Raw genomic sequence first — 19,817 nt, 5'->3', positions numbered from 1 at the left:
ATCCCGGCGATGAAGAAATCCAGGTCCTCGACATCGCCCAGCACTTTGGCGCCGGTGGCGGCATGCACCGGGTGCGGCGAGCCGCTCATGGCGCGGGTCAAGGCGCCGACCGCAGCGCTCACGGCAAACCCGTTCACGCCACTGAGCGCCATGCACGGCAGGTTGCTGACAAAGGTGCCGCGTCCACCGCGCAGCAGCATCAGTGCCGACACGGCCATGCCGACGCCCGGCGTCTTGCCGCTGCGCACCTTGCGCACCACCACTGTGGGGCCGCCTATGACGACGTTGGGCGAAATCCGCCCGGACGACACCACCGTGGCGCCGCAACTGCTGCGATCGCCGCTGCGTACGGCGGGCTGGCCGTTGATGTACACCGTGGCCGAACCCTCGGCCAGCAATGGCATCGGCATGCCCGGATGCCGGGTGCAGGCGATTTGATCCAGCGGTTTGGGCACCACGCCGGGCCCAGGCGTGGCCAGGGTCGGGCGCCACAGTTCGGAAAAGAACCCGGCTGCCATGTCGAGATAGCTGGGGTCGGCCTCGTCGTTGTCGTATTCGGCAGGCGAAGTATCGGGCGGTGTGCCTGCTGCACGCGCTGCGGGCAGGCCATTGATGAAGGTGTCGGGCGAGCCGGTGAGAATCGTGGCCGCAGGTGTAGGGGGAAACAGGGCATTGCCGATGCCTTCGCACAGACTGCTCAGGCCCGTGTCCAGCCCGGTTGCGCTCATCGCTACGCCAACGGCCACGCCCACTACGGCGCCGAGCACGCAGGCGCCTAGGCCGCCGGTTGCGACGGTCAAGCCGGTGGCTGCGACCACGGCAGCCGTCGCCAACGCGCCAATGGCGGCGAACGCTGCGACCTCCAGCACGCCGCCGAGGATGTCGGCCATGACCGAAGTATGGGAAAGGGCATCACCCTGACGGGCGGCCCAGAGAGCGTCAGACATTCCGTGTAGTTCGCGCCGAGAAAGCGCGGGAATGTAGAGAGCTCACGCGCCCGTGTCTGAGCGCTGAAACACAAAAATGGAGGGCTACTGGGTTTTCGGAAGCGGACTACGATTCGAAGATATCGCTTCCTACAAACCACCTACAAACAACTGACAGCAACGAAAGAAATCGCCCGACCGGACCTGAAAAACTATCTACGCAATCAAGCGAGCAATCCCCTCCAGCAATCGCTGCAGCGCGCCCTGATTAGCCTTCATCACGCTCAGCCCCGCGTCAGCCATAGTCCGCGCCAATACTGGATGCTCAATCAATCGCTGGATCGTCGTCGCCAGGCCTGCGGCATCGCTCACCTCCTCCAACGCTCCTGCCGTGCGCAATAACGCTGCAATCTCCAGGAAGTTAAACAGGTGCGTGCCGCTCAACAAAGGTTTCGCCAGAGCTGCCGGCTCCAGCAAATTGTGACCGCCAGTGGGCACCAGACTGCCGCCGACAAACGCGATATCGGCCAACGCATAAAGGAATAGCAGTTCACCCATGGTGTCGCCTATCAGCACCGAGTCAGAGGCCGTCACGGGCAACCCCGTAGAACGGCGAACAGTCGAAAAACCCTGCTGCCGGGACATTTCAAATACGCTGTCGAAGCGTTCGAGATGACGCGGCACCAGGATCAACAAAGCGTCCGGATGCGGGACGAGTAACTGACGATGGGCCGCCAGCACAATCTCATCCTCGCCCTCGTGGGTACTGGCGGCGATCCACACCGGACGATCGAGCGCCTGCCACTGGGTACGCAATTGTGTGGCACGTTCCAGCAATGCGGGGTCGATGGTCAGATCAAATTTGATCGAGCCGGTCACCGCCACGCATTCAGGTCGCGCGCCAAGATCCAGAAAACGCTGGGCTTCGGCTTGAGTCTGCACTGCGAACAGGCTCACTTCCCCCAGCATCGGCCGGGTGAGCTTGGCGAATCGTCCGTAGCCCCGGGCGGAACGCTCCGACAGACGAGCGTTAGCCAGCACCGTCGGGATGCCTCTTTTCGCACACTGATGAATGTGATTCGGCCACAGCTCGGTCTCCATAATCACACCGATTTTTGGCTGGATGTGCTTCAGGAAACGCGCTGCAGCCCAAGGAAAGTCATAAGGCAGATAACAGTGCTGGATGCGCGGCTCGCCGGCGAACATCGAGCGAATACGCTCGGAACCGGTCGGCGTCATGCTGGTGACGGTGATCGGTAACTGCGGGTATTGCGCCAACAGTGCGCGGACCATCGGCGCCGCGGCAATGCTTTCGCCAACGGACACGGCATGGACCCAAATCCCGCCGCGTTGCATGGGCGGCAGACCCAGTGCGAACCGTTCGCCAATACGCTGCGCGTAAGCGGGTGCCTTGCGCGACCGAAGCCACAGGCGCAGCGCGATGAACGGCAGACCAAGATGAAACAGGACGGTATAGAGGGTTCTATTCATGGGCGCGGAGTTTATCAGCCAATGGCCTTCAAATGATGGGTGAAACATTCAGCCAGCCAACGCGCAGCAGGACCCAGTGGCTCGTCCCGGCGCCAGACCATTTCCACCACCAACGCAGGCGGTGTCCACTCGCTTGTCAGCTCGACCATCTGGCCGTGATAGGCCGGGTATTGCACCACATGCCGAGGTAGCCAGGCCCAACCCAGGCCGCGCATCAGCAGCTCGGCCATGACGTAAAAACTGTCAGCGCGCCAGACTTGCGGGCTCAACTGCTCGCCGCCGGGGTAATCGCTTTGCAGCGGTGCGATCAACAATTGCCGATGCCGCGCCAGATGCTGCCGGGTGACACTGGCCTCGTTGACCAGCGGGTGATTAACCGAACACACCGTGACCATTTCCACGCTGCCCAACACCCGGCGTTCCAGCGCTTCAGGCATCTGCTCATGATGAAACAGCAACCCCAGATCGGCGCGGCGCTCGACGAGTTTGCGCGCCACATCGCCTTGAGCGCCGCTTGCCAGTTGCACCTCAACGCTGGGAAATCGCTCATCCAGCGCTTCGAGGCTGTCGAGCACCGGCTGATAGGGCATGGCTTCGTCATGGGCCACCCGCAGACGCGCTTCCTCGCCGCGCATCAAGGCCAGAGCGCGGCCATCGAGCCGCTCGCACTGGCGCAACAGCTCGCGCGCTTCCTCCAGCAATGCGCTGCCCGCCCCCGTCAATTGCGGCTGACGACCGCTGCTGCGATCAAAAAGACTGACGCCCAGATCGGCCTCCAGCATTGCAATCGCCTGACTCACCGCCGACTGCGCCCGTTGCGATTGCCGCGCTACAGCTGAGAAGGAACGCTGCTCAGCGACACTGACAAACAGTCGGATCTGCTCAAGATTCCATTGCATAGCCGCTAACCTATCAGCCAAAGAGATAGGTAACGACTTTACCCCATTTCGGTTATCTCTAGAATGCCGGCCATTGAAGAGAGAATTTGAAGGGGAGTACCGCCATGTCTGCTTACTATTTGCTGGCCATCGCCATCTGCGCCGAAGTCATCGCCACGGTTTCGATGAAGGCCGTCAAAGGCCTGAGTACTCCGCTGCCATTATTGTTGGTCATCGTCGGGTACGGCGTGGCGTTCTGGATGCTGACGCAGGTGGTGCGCAGCATTCCGGTGGGGGTCGCGTACGCCGTCTGGGCCGGGATGGGCATCGTGATGGTGAGCATTGCGGCGCTGTTTATTTACGGGCAAAAGCTCGACGTCCCGGCGATGGTCGGTATGGGCATGATCGTCGCGGGTGTGGTGGTTATTCAGTTGTTCTCGAAAACCGCCGGTCATTGAAAAGCCTGTTCCCCTATAATGGCGCCATTCGTTTCGCCATCAGAGGTGCTCATGCCATCCGCTATTTCCACTGACGTTCTGATTGTCGGCGCAGGCGTCGCCGGTCTCTGGCTCAACGCGCGTTTGCGCAGGCAAGGGTTCTCGACGGTGGTGGTAGAAAGCGCAACGCTGGGCGGCGGGCAGACCGTCAAGTCCCAAGGCATCATTCACGGCGGTGCCAAATATGCGCTGCACGGCGCTCTGTCCGGCGCCTCCGAAGCCATCGCCGACATGCCGCGCCGCTGGCGTGAAGCGCTGGCCGGCAAGGGCGAGCTGAATCTGTCCGGCGTGCGCTTACTCTCCGAAGCCCACTATCTCTGGTCCCCCGGCACAATCGCCGGCAACCTCACCAGCTTCTTCGCCAGCAAGGCCGTGCGCGGTCGCGTCGATCAGGTTAAGGGCTCCGATCTGCCCCCCGCGCTGCAAGACCCGCGTTTCAAGGGCAAGGTCTATCGCTTGGCTGAACTGGTCATCGACGTGCCGAGCCTCATCGACAAGCTCGCCGAACTGGCGGGCGATAGTCTTTTGGCCGGGCAAACCATCGACCCACTGCGTGACGGCGACGCCCTCGTTGGACTGCGAGTCGATGGCCGGGATATTTACGCACAACGCATCGTGCTCAGCGCTGGCGGCGGCAATGGCGACCTGCTAAACGCCCTGAACATCACTCGCCCGACCATGCAGCGACGTGCGCTGCACATGGTGTTGGTCAAGGGACCGATGCTCAAGCCGCTCTACGCCCACTGCCTGGGCGGAGGGCCGAAACCTAGAATCACTGTGACGACGCATCCGGCGGCGGACGGACAATGGGTGTGGTATCTGGGTGGCGACGTCGCCGAAGCTGAAGGTGTTGCTCGCGACCCTGCCCAACAGATCGCCGTGGTGAAAAAAGAACTCGCGCATTTGTTGCCCTGGGTCGATTTGAGTCAGGCGCAATGGGCGACCGTTCGAGTTGATCGCGCCGAGCCTGCGCAGACCGGACTCACTCGCCCGGACAACGCTTTTCTCGACGTACAGGGCCGCTTGATGATTGGGTGGCCGACCAAACTTGCCCTGGCGCCAGACTTCGCCGACCGCGTCTTGGCATCGCTGTCTCGTGACGATATCCATCCCACGCCGCAGCCTGCGTTCACAGACTTTCCCAAGCCGCCGATAGCCCGTCCAATCTGGGACGAACTACTGCCATGAAGACCCTGCACGATCTGCATCGTCCGTTGGGGAGTTTGGGCATCGACGTTTCCCCTCTTGGTCTCGGGACAGTCAAACTGGGCCGTGACCAGGGTGTTAAATACCCCAACGGCTTCAAGATCCCTGACGACTCTGAGGCGCAGATGTTGCTCAAGCTGGCGCGAGATCTGGGCATTAACCTGATCGATACAGCGCCCGCCTACGGCACCAGCGAAGCGCGTCTGGGCCCGTTGCTGCGCGGGCAACGTCAGGACTGGGTGATCGTGAGCAAAGTGGGTGAGGAGTTTGAGAGCGGGCAGTCCCGTCACGACTTCAGCGCCGCCCACACGCGTCTCTCGGTGGAGAGAAGTCTGAAACGGCTGGAAACCGACTTCATCGATCTGGTGCTGGTGCATTCCGACGGCAACGATCTCGCAATCCTCAAGCAGCTTGGGGTGTATCAAGCCTTGGCCGACCTCAAGCGCGAGGGCAAGATTCGCGGTTACGGTTTCTCCGGCAAAACCGTCGAGGGCGGGCTGCTCGCTTTGCAGGACGGAGATTGCGCGATGGTGACGTACAACCTCAACGAGCAAAGCGAAAAGCCGGTCCTGGACTACGCTGCGGCTCACGGCAAAGGCGTGCTGATCAAAAAAGCGCTCGCCAGCGGGCACGTTTGCCTGAGCGCCGGTGTCGATCCTGTAGAAGCCAGCTTTGAATTGCTTTTCAAACATCCCGGCGTCACCGGTGCTATCGTCGGCACCATTAATCCGCTGCATCTGGCCCATAACGTAGCGACTGCCGCTGCGGTGATCCGACGCCAGACCTGATGCAGGCGGCCGACCCCAACGTAAGAAGGAGCCGATATGCCGCGAACGCTGATTCGAAAGAACCCCAGTAACTTCAAGACCCTGCCGCTGTTCGTCGAAGCCACTCCCGAAAGCCTGAGTTACCAGAGCGTCGGGATGCCGCTCAACTTTTCCCAAACCCTGCAACGTCGTCGCAAGATCGAAGTGGAGAACCCTGAGCGCTTCTCCACAGAGCTTGCGAACCTTGGCGTGTCAGTGCGGCTGACGCTCAACTGGCAAAATCGGGATTACTGGGTGTTGGTACGTCAGCGTCGGCGAGACCGGGGCGATGTGGTGCTTAAGCTGATTTCTGGCTACGTCCCTGCGCATGAGTTGAATTTACCGTTGCACACAGCCATTCAGGAAGTCGCCGAAGAATGCCTGATCGAAACGCCCCAAGGCTGGTTGAGTGGGCGTTTCAAAGATACCTGGCTGCCAGCGCCCTACGCCGCTGCGCTGCATTACCGTGAAGCGCTGCCGTTTCGCTTGAGCCCGCTTTCAGGGGCTGCGCGTCCGGTGCGCTGCGGCAGCATGACCCTGATCGAGCGCCCCCGCGCCTACGTGCATTTGCCCACCGCATCGTTGCAGCTGATCTATGACATGCGCCTGGAAGTGCCAAAGGAAGCGCGGCCGCTGAGCTTGTTTCACGTTGATGAAAGCCTGGAAAACGACGAGCTGGTGGCGCGGCTCAATCGCAGCAAACCTGATCTTTACTTGATGCCACTGGAAAACGGCTCACCGCTGCCTGAGCTGTACACGCTCAAACGGGACAAGCTGACGCCTGCCAGCACGCGAGGGTTGTACCTGGCTGAAAGCTTTGCCGCTCAGGAAGGCTGGGTGGTGCATGAGGAACGCATTCGCTGGAAAGACTGGCTTGCGCAGCAGGGCATGACTCCGAAGAAGAAGCCAGGCATCAAGCGTCGATTGAAAGTGGGCGCCAAGCAATTGCTGCGGATGGCGCGCAAGACGCTGCATAAATCGTAATCCCTGTGTAGAAGCGCGCTTGCCCGCAATTCAGGTGTGTCAGTCGACAATCTCGTCACAGACAAACTGCCATCGCGAGCAAGCGCGCTCCTACAGGAATGCACATTACTGACCGCGGATTTTCTCGACGATGGCGGTGGTTGAGCTGTTGGCTACCAGACCCAACACCTTCACCTCTCCGCCATACGCCTGCACGATGCTGGCGCCGACCACCTGATCAATTGCGTAGTCGCCGCCTTTGACCAGCACATCAGGTTTCACATGAGCCAGCAGGTTCTCTGGCGTGCCTTCGGGGAAACTGATGACCCAGTCCACTGCGCCCAGGCCTGCCAACACCGCCATACGGCGATCGACGCTGTTGATCGGACGGCCCGGACCTTTCAATCGGCTGACCGAGGCATCGTCGTTAACGGCAACGATCAAACGGTCGCCTTGTGCGCGGGCTTGTTCAAGATAGGTCACATGCCCGGCGTGGAGGATGTCGAAGCAGCCGTTGGTAAATACGATTTTTTCGTTATGGGCCCGAGCGTCGTCGATGGCCAGCACCAGTTGGTCCAGGGTCAACACGCCGCGCTCAGAACCCTCGGCACGCTGAATGGCGCGACGCAGTTCAGGTGCACTGATCGCAGCAGTACCCAGTTTGCCAACCACGATGCCAGCAGCCAGATTGGCCAGCGCTACCGCGTGCGGCAACTCTTCGCCAGCCGCCAAAGCCGCAGCCAACGTGGAAATCACCGTATCGCCAGCGCCGGTCACGTCGAACACTTCACGGGCTCGGGCAGGCAGGTGCAGCGCCGGTTGGTCAGGGCGCAACAAGGTCATGCCGTGCTCGCCTCGCGTCACCAGCAAAGCGCCGAGCTCGAGCGAACTCATCAGCTGCGCACCTTTGGCGACCAACTCTGCCTCATCGACACAATGGCCGACGATGGCTTCGAATTCGCTCAGGTTGGGGGTGATGACAGTGGCGCCGCGATAAATCGCGAAGTCTTTGCCTTTTGGATCAGCGAGAACAGGAATCCCGCGATCACGGGCAGAGTTGATCAGTACTTGATGGTTTTTCAGGGCGCCCTTGCCGTAATCGGAGAGCACCAGCACTTTGACGCCATCGAGCAGCGCATCGACCTCTTTACTCAGCGCCTCGGCGTCCGTGGCAAACGGCTCTTCAAAGTCGATGCGCAACAACTGTTGATGGCGACTCATGACGCGCAGTTTGACGATGGTGGGCTGGTGCGCGACACGCTGGAAGCGGGCCGTGACGCCTGCTGCCTTCAGGCTGTTGCTGAGGCTTTCGGCGGCTTCGTCCTGGCCGGTCACACCTACCAGCGAGGCTCTGGCGCCAAGGGCTGCGATGTTCAACGCAACGTTGGCAGCGCCGCCTGGACGGTCTTCGATCTGGTCGACCTTGACCACCGGCACCGGGGCCTCAGGCGAGATACGTGAGGTACCGCCATGCCAATAGCGGTCGAGCATGACATCGCCCACCACCAAAACCTGTGCCTGATCGAAACGCGGCATGGACAACTTCATCGAACAACCCGTAGCTAAATGAACAGGGGCGGAATCTTAGCACAGGGTTTGGGGCGCTTGAGGTACTGAGGGAAACTCGAGGGGGTTCAAAGCTGGACGCTATCTGTAGGAGCGCATTCATTCGCGAGAAGGCAATACAGACGACATAGCCCCATCGGCTTACTTACCGTCTCTCGAATGAATTCGCCCCTACAGATTTTATGCGTTTCAGCCACCGGGGCCGGGTCAGATCGCCCCAACAGGCGCAGGCTCGTCCAGCCCCATAGCGTGGAGACGTGCGTAGTAGCCGTTCTGCGCAAGCAACTCGCTGTGCGTGCCCCGTTCGACAATGCGTCCCTGATCCATGACCAGAATCAGATCGGCACGCTCGATGGTCGACAGACGGTGTGCAATCACCAGCGTAGTGCGGCCCTTCATCACGTGGTCCAGCGCCGCCTGAATGTGGCGCTCCGATTCGGTGTCCAGCGCCGAGGTCGCTTCGTCCAGGATCAGCAAAGGGGCGTTCTTGAGTAGCGCCCGAGCGATTGCAAGACGCTGGCGTTGGCCGCCCGACAACAAAACACCGTTCTCGCCCACCTGAGTATCAAAACCTTCAGGCAACTGCTCGATGAACTCCTTGGCGTAAGCATCAGCCGCTGCGGCTTCGATGTCCGCACGAGGTGCGCCGGCCAGGTCGCCATAAGCGATGTTGTTGGCAACACTGTCGTTGAACAGCGTGACGTTCTGATTCACCTGAGCGATGTGCTTACGCAGGTTACGCAGGCGGTAATCTTCGATGTCTACGCCGTCGAGCAGAACGTTGCCGGTCTCGTGGTGGTAAAAGCGTGGGATCAGATTGGCCAGCGTCGACTTGCCGCTGCCTGAGCGCCCGACCAGGGCAATCATCTGCCCAGGGGCTGCGCTGAAGCTGATGTCGTTCAGCACCTGACGCTCAGTGCCTGGGTAGGTGAAGCTGAGATTGCGCACGTCCAGGGTACCGGTGACGCGATCCAGTTCAACAGTGCCCTCGTCCAACTCAGGCACGACATCCAGCTGTTCGAAGATGCTTTCGGCACCCGCCACGCCCTTCTGGATGGTCGAGCTGACTTCCGACAACTGACGAATCGGCTTGGGCAGCAGGCCGGCGGCAGTGATGTACGCCACCAGATCGCCCGCCGTCGAATCGCCGCGCAGATACAGGACCAAGAACATCAGTGCCGCCATGGCGGTGTAGATGACCAGTTGCAACATCGGCGTGTAGACCGCGCCGGTCTTGGTCATTTGCAGCTGTTTGTCGGTGTTGTGGGTGCTGGCTTTGGCGAAACGCTCTTGCTCGTAGGTTTCGCCGCCGAAGCTGCGAACAACCCTGTAGCCCTGAATGGTCTCGGACGCGACATGCGTCACGTCGCCCATCGCCACCTGAATCTTCTTGCTCTGCTTACGGAATTTCTTGCTGGCACTGCCGACCATTACGGCGATCACGGGCAGGATTGCGAGCATGACCAACGTTAGCTGCCAGTTCATCCACAGCAGATACATGAACAGGAACACGACCGTCAGGCCTTCGCGGATGACAACCTTGATGGCGTCAGTGGCCGCGCCGGTGACCATGGTCACGTTGAAGGTGATGCGGGAAATCAGATGCCCGGAGCTATGTGTATCGAAATAGCGGTTGGGCAACACCAACAGCTTGTTGAATAGCTCTATGCGCAGATCGTGAACCAGACCGAGGGAAACCTTGGCCAGGAAATAGTTACCCAGATACGAACCCAGCCCCTGCCACGCCGCGATCAATATGATCAGCAGCGGCACGGCCTGCAGCAGTTGCAAATCGCGCAGATAAGGCACATTGGGGAACAGCACGGCTTCGGGGTTACTCAAGCCATCGACAAAATACTTGAGAATGCCGGCCAGCATCGGCTGGGTAGAGGCGAAGATGACGAAGCCGACGATGCTGAGAATGAAGATCCCGACGTAGGGTTTCACGTAGTTCAGCAGTCGAAAATAGATTGTCATGCTGGAGCTTTGTCCGCTACTGGACGGTGTATCGCTCATCGTAAAGCTCACTGATTGAGTGGAACGCGGGATTTTATCACAGCCGGGGCGACTTCCCTTCGCGCCCATGTCAGCAGGCAGGCCAGGCCGATAGGTAGCCAGCTGATGAACCATTCGGCGCGGGGCGAACCGGTCAGGCTGGCGGCGTCGAACTGCATGGCCAAGGTCGAAAATAGCCAAATGCCGATCAGGCCTCGACCCAGATCAGTCTCACGAACCCGCCAGGCTTGCCAGAGCACTGTCAGCCAGATGGCCACCCACAGCAACATGCCGGGCACTCCCAGTTCGATGGCGATATGAGTAAACAGATTGTGGGAGTGATCGAAACGCATACCGTCGGCAACGACCACGTTGTATTCCGAGCCCAAGCCAAGGCCTGCAAGCGGATGCAACTCGATCATCTTCATTACGGCGGTGAATATCTCGGGACGGTAGGACGAACCGCGCGCCATCATCAACGGTTCGAGCACAATGAAACCGATGACAGCCACCATGACCGCTGCAGCCGAAAGGTAAAAAGCGCGTCGGTGCCGCCACCACACAGGCAGCGCCACGACCGTAAAGAACAGCGCGAGCACGGCGCCGCGGCTTTGCGACATCACTACAAACGCCGAACTCACCAACAACACCAGCACCCAAACAGCCTGCAAAGGCCGCGAGCGAGGTGGCCAAAGCAGCGTCCAGATTACCGACACACCAATGACGTACGCGCCCAGAATCGGATGGCTTAGCTCGCCGATGCCTTGGGCACGAGCGTGCCACGCGTTGTGCTCGAAACCGAAGAACTTGATGATCGACACCAGCGCTGCGAGGCCCAGCCCTACGCCGCCCCACTGCATCAGGCGTATGACCTGCTCCGGTTTCGCATCGGCCAGGATTGGGAAAAACAGGACAAAGAAGGCGATATACAGGATTCGCTTGATTTCACGCGAAGGCTCGATGGCATGACTCCAGGCCAGGCTGACCGCCGCCCATATCGCCAGCAATGACAACAGCACGAACAAAGTTCGTTGCCCGCGCCATGCTTCACCCAGACGCGCCCGCGCCGACCAGGCCAGTGCGATGCAAGGCACCCAAAGCAGCGCAACCAGGCCCTGCTGGTAGATTTTGTTGGCCGGAGCGAAAGCGATGGCGAGCAGAAACCATAATAATCCCGCAGATAGCAGGACCTGTGCCCAGCGTTTCGAGTACATCCTGTCTCCCTAAAATTTAGGACCAGTCTTGCCCGGCATGGTGAAAGCGTTAACTTTTGGGCATCATTGCCCGTCAAACAGCTCGTAACTTTTCACAAGGCTTTCTACTGATGCAATGTTTTCGGCTTTCGAAAGCCGCTTTAAATCAAATGATCGTCGGCGCCAAAGTGCTGGAGGCCGACAGCTATGGCGCGAAAGTGTACATGTTGCAGGACGGCAAGATCCTTAAACTATTTCGTCGCAAGCGCTGGTTTTCATCAGCGCTGTTGCGCCCCTATTCCAAACGCTTCATCGACAACGCGACCCAGTTGCAAAAGCTGGGGGTCCCCACTCTGAAGGTCACGCACTTCTACACACTGGAGCAGCAGGGAATGACCGCTGTGCTGTATCGCCCGCTGCCGGGTGAGACGCTGCGTCAAATCGCTGCCAAGCCCGGGTTTTCCTGGTCACAAGCGCTTCCCGCGTTGATCGACTTGATCCGCAGCCTGCATCGTTCGGGTATTTATTTCCGCTCGCTGCACTTGGGCAACATTGTCGTGACGCCCGAGGACAAGCTGGGACTGATCGACGTTGCTGACATGCGCTTTTTCAAGGCGCCCCTCTCAGAGCGCCTGAAGAAGCGTAACGTTCAGCATTTCGCGCGGTATATCGAACGGGAGAATCTCGGTCAGGAGTTTCCGCTGCAAGACCTGGAGAAGGCCTTGCTGGCGTCTTGAGCGCCACCTTTCAAGGATGAGAAGTGAGCAACGCCCGGGAGTCGTTGCGAAACTGCTCCCAGGCTTTTTCGGGAGCCAGCGCGCGGTGCTGGGAGGTCGAGACATCGTCGCCCTCTTGGGCCGTGAATTGCTCAATCGCCGCAACCCACGCCGGAACATCGGCAACTGGCACGTAATGCCCCGCATCACCCAGTTGCTCGCGAAACACGTCCAGATCGCTGACCAGTACCGGAACGCCAGCAATAACCGCCTCCTGCAACACCAGCCCCAGCCCTTCCTCGCGCGACGGTATCACCACCCAGTCAAAGCCGCGGTACAGCCTCGCCAAACCAGGCTTGTGCCCCGGCAGAAACACTTTATCGCCCAACTTCAGCTGTTTGATCTTGCGCTCCAGAACGCCACGATCAGGACCTTCGCCGATGATGACCAGATTCAGATCGGGATGCCGCACCAGCGACTGAGAGAATGCATCCAGCAGATAATCAAAACCCTTGTCCGTCACCAGGCGCCCGACGGCACCGAGGATGCGCATGTTTCCAGCGGGCAGATCGAGCACGCGTCTGGCCTGTTTGCGCGCCAGAAGGCGCAAGCAGAACGATTCAGGCTCTAACGCACTGCGCAGGCCTATAACCGGGATCTGCAGGGTGTTTTGCAGCGAAGCCGCCAGGGTCAGGGACACCGCCGCCAGCGTCATGCGTTCGGCGGGGAATCGCTGAAACATCAGCCGGTGATGGTCGCGCATTTTGGTGGCGCCGTGAAACACCACGACCACACGAATCTCCGGCATATCTTTGAGGATCGGCAACAGCACTCTCGCGACGCCCAGCCCGTCGAGCAGAACCACTTTGGCCTGACTCTGGATCAAAGCCTTCCTCATGCGAAATTGAAGCACTGGCTTCAACAACCGCCAGACGTGGCGCTCTTTGAGCAACCGCGAGGACAGTTTCCACTCTCGCACTTGGGGCACAGGCTCAGCGCAGCCGCTGGCTTCGCCTTGCAGGAACCACGTCTTGATATCGGTGGCGGGGTCAAGCTGCGAGATAATTTGCTGATGGACCTTGTGAACCGAGGAAAAGGGCGCACCGCTGGACCACATCACATTGATGATGCTCATCGCACGCCTTGCCTTGACGCTAGCGTCACGACATTGATGTGGGGAGGGTTTATCAGTGGTAAAGCCAATGCACACCCCGAGAGAAAAAACCGTAGAACCCTGTCGCCCTCGCGGGGCGCTGTCCTTGTATTCAATTCATAATCTGCCATACCGCCTGATTCCACAGTCCGGCCAATACCTGTTTCATCAGAAGCCTGTCGCAGCACGCAGCCGCTCAATCAGACTCAGAGGCGCAGGTTCACGCAGATCAGGTTCCAGAGCCTTCACGATCCGTCCGCCGATTGCAGCGAACGTGAACTGCGACGTTGCCAGATTTCTACCCTCCACGGCAATACGCGCCGCCAATTCAGGGTCATCGCGCAAAACCGACAGTTTTTTCTGCAACTGAGGAATGTCCTTGTAAAGCACAACGTTGCCCATGTCCTCAAAGCCCAGCGCGGCATTTTCGGCTTCGCCCTGATCAAACGTCAGCAACACGCAACCACAGGCCATAGCCTCGAAATTCTTGATCATGTACTCGCCCATACCGACGTCAGCGCTGACGAAAAAACGGATACGGTTGAGGGTCTCGCAATACTCTTCGCCGGACTTTGTGCGCGTCACAATAAGCGTTTCGACACGCCCCAGTTCATCAAGCAACTGCTTGCGACCGCTGTAGGCCACGCTGTTGGTGCTACCAACAAACGCCAACTCGATATCGCGCTCGCGCCCATGATCGGCCAGCAAGGTTTGATCGTAGCCCTTGGGCACGAAGACCGAGTCCAAGCCCTCGCTACGCAGGCGCTCACTGACCATGAAACCCGAGCTGATCACGCGCACCCAAGGCAGCTTGCGGTAGTGACTGCTGAATTTGCCGGTGTATTTGCAGGGAATATAGTTCTGATAGGCGTCGTGTTCGAGGATCACCAGATTGGGGATCGTACGAATGAAGCTGGCCTGACGCAGCTCCTGCTTGAAGCGCAGAAAAAATACGATGCGGTCGTAGCGCGTCACGTCGACTTCACGACGGAAATAGCCACGCAGATTGCGCTGTTGCTCAGAGGTCAGCCAGCGCAAATCACATTCGCAGCTAGCAGCCACGCCTTCGTACAGGCGGTCCAGAATGGCACGTTGCTCTTTCTGGACCAGGAATAAAACTTTCATCGATTTCCTTGGCACCACCGGTATTTGCCCCAGGCATTCGCGGAACACCGCGGCGTGTGACAGCTCGCTCACTTTATTCTTGGCTCAACGGTCCTGGCGCCAGAACAACTCATGCCGACGCACTGACTTTCTGAAAAATTCGTTTTCGCCCTCTGCCGGCCATCGTCTGCCGGCGAGCAGCTTCTGCAGCCAGCGTCGCACACGTCGTTTGAGCGGGGCGCGGGGTTGCAGGTCGTGCATCATACCCAAAGCCATTGCTTTGTCCCGCTGCACGTTGGTGGGCAATTGGATGCAATAGGGGGTCAATTCGTGAGCTGGATCGAACACCGGAGGCAAAGCGACGCCACTGTAGGCGCAGCCCATCGGCCAGCGGTCGTTGTCATGCAGATGATTGGCATAACCCAGAATCACACTTGGCTGCCAGGCCAGTCCTTCCAGCGCCTGCATCACCGCAGCCGTTGAACAAATATGGTCCGGGTGGGGATCGATGGTCGGGTGCGGCATGACCAACACTTCGGGTCGTGCCTGAAGCAACAATGCGCGCAAATCGGCGATCAGGTTGTTCCAGGTCGGTGCGCCATCAATGTCGCCCGGCAGGCTCGTCGGGTTGAATTGTCGGAACATCCGGGTATCGCTCAGCTCAGCCTCACGAGAAGCAATCGGCTGACCCGGCGCGGCCTGCATTGCCGGCAACTGAAGGCAGAAATAGCCCAACTGGAAACACTGGGATTCCGGCACCCCGCCCCAACGCGGAACGGCAATGCTGTCCCAGGCACGCAGACGCCCCTTGATCCTCGCAGCGTCCGCCGCACTCATGCCCATTTTCTGGTAATGCTCGGCTTCAATCTCGCCCGCAGTGAGCGTGACAATCCAGCTTTCGTCTGCTTGGGAATACAGGCCAAACGCAGCGAGCTCGGCATCGTCTGCGTGGGGAGCAATCACCATGACCCGCTGACGACGCGCGTCGGCGTGGCGCAAAGACCACAACTCAGGTTCGCCGACGACACGACAGAATCGGGCACGGATCTGCAAATTGCCCGTCGCCAAGGGCTCTCCCAGCCCGGTCAGGTTCAAATAGCGCAAACCGTCCACACCGCGCTCGAACGCCTGCCGGTCGCGTACTTCCAGACCTTCGAGCTCGATGTCCGGATCGAAGAAGCGCCCCAGCCAGGTACTTTTGATGCGTAACGACAACACCAGGGTTTCGTCGCCAGACAGCGACATCGGTTGATCCAGCTTCAGGGTTCCACCGTCCAGCCTTACGCCGCTGACCTGGCTGTCGGCGGGGAACCGGTATTGATAATCGTCAGAAGGCGAATAGAACAAGTGATCAGAGAACCAGGCTTCGTGCGCGACCCAGGCCAGCACCGCCAGGACAAGCGGCAACCACCAGGCGACCAGCACGCCAATAACGATCAGCAGCAACAGACCGACCAGCAACACCATTCGCTTGTTGCGACGGTGGCGCTTGAGTAGCTCTTGCTTGCGGCTCAAACCTGAAACACCGGAACGGGGTTGCACCAGCGATCCTTGTACTCGCGATCCGCGCGACCGAAGGAAAACCGCAGTGGCTTGCCCAATGCCCGGGCCTGCTCCCAGGCGCTTTGAGTGTTGAGAAAACTCAGCACGCTGCCGGGGCTGAAATCTCGGGTCTGCGGATCGACGCCGCCATTGACGTATTCGACGCTGATCCACTCCGGCGCCTCGACGCGGTACACCAATTGAATGGCGATGGCCGTGTCGTTGAGGAAGATCACCGACCCCATCAACAGATCGCGCAGCAACTCGACGACTTCGGCCATACGCTCAGCCCCCGTTGCAGCGAATCCCCAGCGCCGCGAGAAAAGATCGCAGTACATCGCGGCCAGTTCAGCACTGGAAAAGTCACTGACCGGACGCACAACGCCGCCCGCCTCTTCCAGCAGTCGCAATTCACGGCGCTGGTTGTAGCGAAACTTCTTGGACAGCTCTTCAGGGGTTCGCGCCATCGCCAGGGATTCGGTCTGCGGCTTCAAGGTCGATACACCCCCTTGGTTGAGCGCAGACAAATAACGGCCTCGGTGGCGCAGCGGCACCTGAGCATCGGCTGCAATCGGCAGAATCAACTCGGCGTTACCCAGGTCAAACAGCCCTTTTTTACCATGACTCTTAAGCACGTCTTTGGACAACGCCAGCGAACGACCCCAAGTCGCAATGGCGGCCTTAACATCCCCGCCCTGCTCCCACGCCAGATAGCGCACCGGGATGTCCGAAAAATCAGCCAGGCGCTCAACCACTTGGGGATGAGTGGCGACACTGCCGCCATAGCGCTGCCAAGTGTGCTGGTAGGTTTGCGCATCGATTTGCGTCCAGCCACGTTCACGAACGCTTTGAAATCGATTGAGCATCAAGACTCCGCAGTCAAGTCGGTGACCTGGGGCAAACGCCAGAACACGTCCTGCACCGCCGCGTCGGAGAACCGCTCGCGCAGGCGTTGGAGCATGAGATCAGCGCATGCCTGGCGCTGTTCAGCATCGAGCGTCGACAAGTGCGTCAAGCCCTGAGCCAGACGCGCATCATCACCCAGCGGAAACAGAACGCCGACGCCTTCGACCACTTCCTTCGCGCCGCCGCAGGATGTCGCGGCCAACGGAACGCCCGCGGCCATGGCTTCAAGGAGCACCATCCCGAAGGGCTCATGGTCGGAGCTCAGCGCGAATACGTCGAACGCCTTGAAGTAGCGGCTGGCCTGGGGGATTTGTCCCAGCAGCAGCACTTTTGCGCCGATGCCCAGCTCCATGGCCAGCTCTTTGAGGTCTTGCTCCAGACGCCCTTTGCCGAGGATCACCAGCTGACTGTTCTCCGGCAGGTTTGGCAGAGCCTGGGCAAAACCGCGCAGCAATGTGGCCTGGTCCTTGTCCGGATGCAGGCGACCGACATTGCCGACAATCCAGGCATCCGGCGAAAGGCCCAGTTCTTCACGGGCCTCCTCTCGCGACAGAAGACTGGCTTGCAACTGATCGACATCGATGCGGTTGTATAACGTTTGAATGCGGCCGGTGGGCCACTTGGGCAGGCTTTTGCGCATGTCGTCGCGCACCGCGTCGGAAACGCCCAGCAGGCTCAAGCGCCAGCGAGCCAGGTGCGCAAACAGTTTGCGGCTACGACGCTGATAGTCGCCGAAGGCATGGTGCACGCCGATCACTGGCAGGCGAGTTGCCAAGAGCGCGATGTAGACCGGCTTGAAGCGATGGGCGATGCAGAAAGAGAAGTCCCGGGACGCCGCGATCTTGCGCAATTCGAGTATCGCACCCAACTTGAGGCCACGAATCGCCTTGGAGCTGTACTCCATGAACAGCACTTCGTCAGACGCACAGCCTGCGGCCACTTCCTTGTCGGCCACGCCGGTCAGAAAGACCGTCGTGACCCGATAGCCCTTGCCCGCGAACAGGCTGGCGTATTGACGGGCGCAGTCGAGAAACGGCCCGTCATAACCGTGACAGAACTGCAGCACATGACGCTCAGCCGAGCGTGTCATAGGTTTCCGCGCCGTCTTTGATCACCAGGATGTCTTCCATGATCAGGTATTGCAGGTCCGAGCCGAAAAACATGTTCAGCGCATCCGTCGGCGAGCAGATCATTGGCTCGCCACGACGGTTGAGCGAGGTGTTTAGCGAGACGCCATTACCCGTCAGGTCTTCGAGCGCTTTCATCATGTCGTAGTAGCGCGGGTTGTATTCGCGCTTGAGCACCTGGGCGCGGGAAGTACCGTCTTCGTGAACGACTTCCGGCACGCGGGTTTTCCACTCTTCGGCCACTTCAAACGTGAAGGTCATGAACGGGGCCGGGTGGTCGATCTTGATCATTTGCGAGGCAACGGTATCGAGCATCGACGGGCAGAAAGGCCTCCAGCGCTCGCGGAACTTGATCTGGTGGTTGATGCGATCAGCCACCCCGGGGATGCTCGGGCAACCGATGATCGAACGACCACCCAAAGCGCGCGGCCCGAACTCCATGCGGCCCTGGAACCAGGCAACCGGGTTTCCATCGACCATGATTTTGGCGATCTGCTGTGGGGTGTTTTCGATCTGGCGCCACACCGGTTTGCTTGGGTGACGGGCGCAGGCCGCGATGACGTCTTCGTTGCTGTACGAAGGGCCGAGGTAGACGTGTTCCATCTTTTCGACCGGCACGCCGCGGGCGTGGGACACGTACGCAGCAGCGCCAACCGCAGTGCCAGCATCACCCGACGCAGGCTGCACGAACAGTTCTTTGACTTCAGGACGCGCGATGATCCGCTGGTTCAGCTTGACGTTCAGCGCACAGCCGCCGGCAAATGCGATCTTGCCGGTTTCCTTGAGAATGTCGCCCAAGTAGTAATCCATCATCTCCAGCGCCAGCTTTTCAAACAGCGCTTGAATGCTGGCGGCGTAGTGGATGTAGGGTTCATCGGCGACATCGCCTTCACGCTTAGGACCCAGCCACTCGATCAGCTTGGGCGAGAAGTAAAAGCCTTTGCCCTTCTCTTTGTAGCGGCGCAGGCCGATCACGTTGGCGTACTCGGTGTTGATCACCAATTCGCCGTTTTCGAACGTGGCCAGACGCGAGAAGTCGTACTTGCTGGCATCGCCATAAGGCGCCATACCCATGACTTTGAATTCGCCATCGAGCATGTCAAAACCAAGAAACTCGGTGATCGCGCCGTACAAGCCGCCGAGTGAGTCGGGATCGAAGAATTCTTTGATTTTGTGGATCTTGCCGTTCTCGCCGTAGCCGAAGAACGTGGTGGCGTATTCGCCTTTGCCATCGATGCCCAGAATGGCGGTTTTCTCTTGGAAACCGGAGCAGTGATAGGCGCTGGAAGCGTGGGCCAAGTGATGCTCGACCGGCTCGATTTTGATCTTTTTCGGATCGAAACCCAGTTGCTCAAGGCACCAGACGATTTTGTTGCGATAGCGTTTGTAGCGACGGTTGCCCATCAGGATCGCGTCGAGTGCGCGGTCCGGGGCGTACCAGTAACGCTTGGCGTATTTCCAGCGGGCTTCGCCGAACAGGCTGATGGGCGCAAAAGGAATGGCGACGACGTCGACATCAGATGGCTTGATGCCAGCTTGTTCAAGACAGAATTTTGCCGACTCGTAGGGCATGCGGTTCTTTGCATGCTTGTCGCGAACGAAACGCTCTTCTTCGGCGGCGGCGACCAGCTTGCCGTCGATATACAGGGCCGCGGAAGGATCATGGCTAAGGGCGCCGGACAGGCCAAGGATCGTCAATGCCACTAGGGTCTAGCCTCTTTAGTCTGCATGCAGGCGGCGTGCGCCTG

Annotated in this window: 17 protein-coding genes; 5 read left to right on the top strand and 12 right to left on the bottom strand. The window is 59.6% G+C overall.

Translation table 11 applies throughout. The features are described from left to right. The 3 genes from ACWKWM_RS02510 to ACWKWM_RS02500 all read right to left on the bottom strand — a co-directional run. A partial coding sequence (locus ACWKWM_RS02510; RefSeq protein ID WP_483844586.1) for a PAAR domain-containing protein occupies positions 1-947 on the bottom strand: 947 nt, incomplete at its 3' end. A 195-nt stretch (positions 948-1,142) separates the two neighbouring features. Continuing rightward, positions 1,143-2,417 (bottom strand): lipid IV(A) 3-deoxy-D-manno-octulosonic acid transferase, encoded by a 1,275-nt coding sequence (gene waaA / locus ACWKWM_RS02505; protein ID WP_483844585.1) that lies wholly within the window; start codon positions 2,415-2,417, stop codon positions 1,143-1,145. A 14-nt stretch (positions 2,418-2,431) separates the two neighbouring features. Then, positions 2,432-3,316, bottom strand: a complete 885-nt coding sequence (locus ACWKWM_RS02500; protein WP_483844584.1) for a LysR family transcriptional regulator — start codon at positions 3,314-3,316, stop codon at positions 2,432-2,434. 104 nt (positions 3,317-3,420) lie between these two features. Between ACWKWM_RS02500 and ACWKWM_RS02495 the strand changes: the two genes are divergently transcribed. From ACWKWM_RS02495 to ACWKWM_RS02480, 4 genes are read left to right on the top strand one after another with little or no spacing between them, the layout of a single operon-like run. Beyond that, entirely contained in the window at positions 3,421-3,753 is a 333-nt protein-coding gene (locus ACWKWM_RS02495; protein WP_483844583.1) for a DMT family transporter, read from the top strand. A gap of 51 nt (positions 3,754-3,804) precedes the next feature. Continuing rightward, complete coding sequence (locus ACWKWM_RS02490; protein ID WP_483844582.1) at positions 3,805-4,980, top strand: NAD(P)/FAD-dependent oxidoreductase; 1,176 nt, start codon at positions 3,805-3,807, stop codon at positions 4,978-4,980. Further along, complete coding sequence (locus ACWKWM_RS02485) at positions 4,977-5,786, top strand: aldo/keto reductase (protein ID WP_483844581.1); 810 nt, start codon at positions 4,977-4,979, stop codon at positions 5,784-5,786. The genes ACWKWM_RS02490 and ACWKWM_RS02485 overlap by 4 nt, the downstream gene beginning before the upstream one ends. Before the next feature lie 36 nt (positions 5,787-5,822). Further along, positions 5,823-6,788: a metal ABC transporter ATPase gene (locus ACWKWM_RS02480; RefSeq protein WP_483844580.1), complete on the top strand. Its 966-nt coding sequence runs from the start codon at positions 5,823-5,825 to the stop codon at positions 6,786-6,788. Between the two features lie 105 nt (positions 6,789-6,893). Here the strand turns inward: ACWKWM_RS02480 and hldE are convergent, their stop codons facing one another. From hldE to ACWKWM_RS02465, 3 genes are all read right to left on the bottom strand, one after another. Next, the gene (gene hldE, locus ACWKWM_RS02475; protein ID WP_483844579.1) at positions 6,894-8,315 is read right to left on the bottom strand and encodes a bifunctional D-glycero-beta-D-manno-heptose-7-phosphate kinase/D-glycero-beta-D-manno-heptose 1-phosphate adenylyltransferase HldE; all 1,422 of its coding nucleotides are present in this window, start codon (positions 8,313-8,315) and stop codon (positions 6,894-6,896) included. Between the two features lie 225 nt (positions 8,316-8,540). Further along, on the bottom strand, positions 8,541-10,349 hold the full coding sequence (gene msbA, locus ACWKWM_RS02470; protein ID WP_483844578.1) for a lipid A export permease/ATP-binding protein MsbA: 1,809 nt from the start codon (positions 10,347-10,349) through the stop codon (positions 8,541-8,543). A gap of 8 nt (positions 10,350-10,357) precedes the next feature. Continuing rightward, complete coding sequence (locus ACWKWM_RS02465) at positions 10,358-11,542, bottom strand: O-antigen ligase family protein (protein ID WP_483844577.1); 1,185 nt, start codon at positions 11,540-11,542, stop codon at positions 10,358-10,360. A 110-nt stretch (positions 11,543-11,652) separates the two neighbouring features. Here ACWKWM_RS02465 and ACWKWM_RS02460 point away from each other — a divergent pair, with 110 nt between their 5' ends. Next, entirely contained in the window at positions 11,653-12,258 is a 606-nt protein-coding gene (locus tag ACWKWM_RS02460) for a BUD32 family EKC/KEOPS complex subunit (RefSeq protein WP_483844576.1), read from the top strand. Between the two features lie 10 nt (positions 12,259-12,268). Here ACWKWM_RS02460 and ACWKWM_RS02455 read toward each other — a convergent pair whose 3' ends face one another. The 6 genes from ACWKWM_RS02455 to ACWKWM_RS02430 form a co-directional block, all read right to left on the bottom strand. Then, a complete protein-coding gene (locus tag ACWKWM_RS02455; protein ID WP_483844575.1) occupies positions 12,269-13,372 on the bottom strand; it encodes a glycosyltransferase in 1,104 nt (367 codons plus the stop codon). Positions 13,373-13,558: 186 nt separating this feature from the next. Beyond that, positions 13,559-14,515: a glycosyltransferase family protein gene (locus tag ACWKWM_RS02450; protein WP_483844574.1), complete on the bottom strand. Its 957-nt coding sequence runs from the start codon at positions 14,513-14,515 to the stop codon at positions 13,559-13,561. An 84-nt stretch (positions 14,516-14,599) separates the two neighbouring features. Further along, positions 14,600-16,009: a PIG-L deacetylase family protein gene (locus tag ACWKWM_RS02445; protein WP_483844602.1), complete on the bottom strand. Its 1,410-nt coding sequence runs from the start codon at positions 16,007-16,009 to the stop codon at positions 14,600-14,602. Beyond that, positions 16,006-16,902, bottom strand: a complete 897-nt coding sequence (locus ACWKWM_RS02440; RefSeq protein WP_483844573.1) for an antimicrobial resistance protein Mig-14 — start codon at positions 16,900-16,902, stop codon at positions 16,006-16,008. The genes ACWKWM_RS02445 and ACWKWM_RS02440 overlap by 4 nt, the downstream gene beginning before the upstream one ends. Then, complete coding sequence (locus tag ACWKWM_RS02435; RefSeq protein ID WP_483844572.1) at positions 16,902-18,032, bottom strand: glycosyltransferase; 1,131 nt, start codon at positions 18,030-18,032, stop codon at positions 16,902-16,904. Before ACWKWM_RS02435 ends, ACWKWM_RS02440 begins: the two co-directional genes overlap by 1 nt. Then, on the bottom strand, positions 18,016-19,773 hold the full coding sequence (locus ACWKWM_RS02430; protein ID WP_483844571.1) for a carbamoyltransferase family protein: 1,758 nt from the start codon (positions 19,771-19,773) through the stop codon (positions 18,016-18,018). The genes ACWKWM_RS02435 and ACWKWM_RS02430 overlap by 17 nt, the downstream gene beginning before the upstream one ends. Between the last annotated feature and the right edge of the window lie 44 nt (positions 19,774-19,817).

The sequence above is a fragment of the Pseudomonas rosaeacicularis genome (assembly GCF_057128745.1).
This window is presented reverse-complemented; position numbering and strand designations above follow the sequence as displayed.